Origin of the sequence: Enterobacter sp. SENG-6 (assembly GCF_001605945.1) — a bacterium.
GTDB classification, from domain to species: Bacteria; Pseudomonadota; Gammaproteobacteria; order Enterobacterales; family Enterobacteriaceae; genus Enterobacter; species Enterobacter cloacae.
In genome coordinates this window covers 1-1,293 of record NZ_LOMM01000069.1, presented here as the reverse complement: position 1 = coordinate 1,293, position 1,293 = coordinate 1, and the positions used below count along the sequence as shown (strand labels likewise).

Below are 1,293 nucleotides of genomic sequence, written 5' to 3'. Positions count from 1 at the left end.
TGTATGACCGGATACATAGGTGACAGATCAGACCGGGAACATAGGTAACACTTTTAGTCTATCCGGAGCACACTCTCGGTTTTCCGGTCGTAGTACGCAAGCGTTATTCCGTTAAAGATGATGGCCTCCAGGCCATCATCTTGTTCTTCGAGCATAATGTACTCGCCAGTCAGGGCTTCACTCAGGAACACTGTCCCTTTTTTACCCATATAGAGTGTTCCCCTCGATTTTACTCTGTAGACCATACCCCCTGCCGGATAAGTGTATTCAGGAACCCTGCCATCCCATTGTCGGCTTGAGGGTTGCCACACCGTTCCGGGCGTTGCTCCCGACAGGGCTTCATGTGGCCTTTCGTGGTTAAATTCTTCCCGGTAGTCACTGAACCACCGCTGTTGTTCTTCCATCGTCATGAAGGTGTTGCCCTGTTTCACTGCGCTTTTCAGCGAACGGTGCATTCGCTCATGGCGGCCGTTTTCTTCCGGATGCCCCTTTCTGATACGTTCCGGTCTGATGCCCAGCTTGATTAGCCAGACCGCAAGGCGGCTTAATCCGGCTATACCTGTTCCTGCGAAGGGCTGACCGTTGTCCGTCCGGAGTACTTCCGGCAGACCGTATTCCAGGAACGCATCCGTCAGACACTTTCTGACGAAGGGCTCGCTTTCCCGGTCCGTTCCCTGACAGCTCAGAAGATACCGGCTGTGATTGTCGGTCAGGGTGAAGGGATGACAGTATTGCCGGCTCAGCAGCCTGAATTTACCTTTAAAATCAGCGCTCCAGACCTGATTGTTCTCACTGATGGTCGTCAGGGGCTGACGGTTTCCCGGCGTTCTGCGTTTTCTTTTTTTATCCGGGACCAGGCCTTCACGCTTGAGGATATCACCTATGGTGCTGGCAGCCGGTACGGTAAAATCGACATGATGGTTGAGGAGCCACATCCTCAGTTTTTTGGGACCCCAGTCAGGATGTTTTTGCCTCAGAGCCGTAAGCTGTCCGGCGACAGCATCAGGAACCGTCCGGGAGTGGGAGTGCGGAGCACGCGAGCGGTCAGAGAGAGATGACAGGTCAGAAGGGTCAAAACGTTCAAGCCATTTGTAACCGGTTTTTCGGCTGATGCCGAAGAGACGGCAGAGGGCTGAAAAAGACTCCGTACCTGCATGGCAGGCACGGATAAAATCAAGGCGTTGCATAGGTCGGGTCTCAGTCCAGGGCATAGCGAGTCTCCTCTTCTATGCCAGTTATAACTGTTACCCATGTATCCGGTCTAAAGTGTCACCCATGTTTCCGGTTCATACC

At 53.1% G+C, this 1,293-nt stretch carries 1 protein-coding gene; it reads right to left on the bottom strand.

Translation table 11 applies throughout. From position 1 onward, the window contains the following. Window positions 1-53: 53 nt before the first annotated feature. Entirely contained in the window at window positions 54-1,187 is a 1,134-nt protein-coding gene (locus tag AX755_RS21570) for a DDE-type integrase/transposase/recombinase (protein ID WP_224085374.1), read from the bottom strand. Window positions 1,188-1,293 lie beyond the last annotated feature (106 nt).